The organism is Escherichia sp. KCJ4928 (assembly GCF_004352695.1).
GTDB lineage: Bacteria > Pseudomonadota > Gammaproteobacteria > Enterobacterales > Enterobacteriaceae > ECMA0423.
Genome location: NZ_SJWV01000393.1, coordinates 1 through 1416, shown reverse-complemented (window position 1 = coordinate 1416; position 1416 = coordinate 1). Strand labels below are relative to the sequence as shown.

General features: G+C 40.0%; 2 protein-coding genes. Both read right to left on the bottom strand.

The window, feature by feature from the left end; translation table 11 throughout:
• Positions 1-88: 88 nt before the first annotated feature.
• Positions 89-913, bottom strand: coding sequence for an acid resistance transcriptional activator GadX (gadX, locus tag E0D98_RS24160; protein ID WP_001191068.1), 825 nt, complete (start codon positions 911-913; stop codon positions 89-91).
• Positions 914-1282: 369 nt separating this feature from the next.
• Positions 1283-1416 (bottom strand): hypothetical protein (locus tag E0D98_RS28175; protein WP_000336835.1); only part of this gene is annotated, 134 nt, incomplete at its 5' end.

Below are 1416 nucleotides of genomic sequence, written 5' to 3'. Positions count from 1 at the left end.
GTGTTATAACGGTTTATTAGTCTGGAGACGGCAGACTATCCTCTTCCCGGTCCCCTATGCCGGGTTTTTTTTATGTCTGAGTAAAATTCTATAATCTTATTCCTTCCGCAGAACGGTCAGTGCCGTAAAAATTTCCTTGCGCAACAATACTTGCCGCCGAGTCACGGTTCGGCAATCCCTGCGCCGATCGCTCCTGATACTCTGTGGGCGTCATCCCATAATAATTTCGAAAGACGTAAATGAAATACGACACGCTGTGATATCCACAGGACACTGCGACTCGCTTAATTGAAAAGCCATGTATAACAATAAGTTGCAAAGCACGTTGCATTCTACACTCAGTAAGCAACTGTGAATATGATGTCTCTTCTTCGCGCAATTTTTTCTTTAACAGGCTTGGACTCATCAACAGCTCGCTGGCGATTCGGGCTAGTGTCCACTCATGGGCGATATTATTATTGATAACCGTACAAACTCGTGTTCGCATGTTCGGTTGCAAAACGTTCAAAAGCAGCGGTATAAAGTGCTCATCCTCAAGAAAAACAGATAACAACGCAAAGATTAATGCTCTTTTACGTAGCATTTCTGCATAGCGAAGATTCTTATTCTGCGATAGTTGCGCAACTTCCTGAAAAACAGGAATATCTCTGCTACAGTGATGAACGAGTAATGAAGAAATTTTTTTATGTGCATGAAGATTTAATGCCTCCTCCTTGAGCATCGGCAGAAATAATGAAAGCGTATCCCTTGATACTAATACAAAATTTTCAACACACTTATCTACTCGAATTTGGCTTGCATCCGCAAAAACCAGGTCACCGCCATTAAAATAGCGATATTCACCATTAACCATGGTGAGAATATATTTATGTCTTGCGTACGCAATTAGACAATTCCCATGTAATGATTGCATAGTTGACTTAATATTACATAAACATATTACTGTTAATTAATGTAGCACGCCGCCCTCTTAAGTCAAATTGATTGATAAATAAATTTAAACGAAGCGGGAGAACAGGATGCTAATGTGTGATGTTCTACGGGCAGGATGACTGGATTTATAATACAAAAACGTGTTTAAGAACGCAGTGAAATTAATAGCAAGCAAATAATCCCTTTTCGTGACATTAAAGGCAATCGCTACATTTAATAAACATTCATATAACATATATCTTATCAACACGATGAATAGACAGCCAATATATTATTGCGATTAATAAGCAACCGAATGCCCAGCTGTTTTTTTAAAGGCTGGGCATTCGGTTTTTACAACGTTATGTTATCAGGTGTGTTTAAAGCTGTTCTGCTGGGCAATACCCTGCAGTTTCGGGTGATCGCTGAGATATTTCAGGGAGGCTTTGTAGTCTTCCAGCAACAGTTCAGCAAAGTCCATTTCGAAGCCGCGACGACACATAA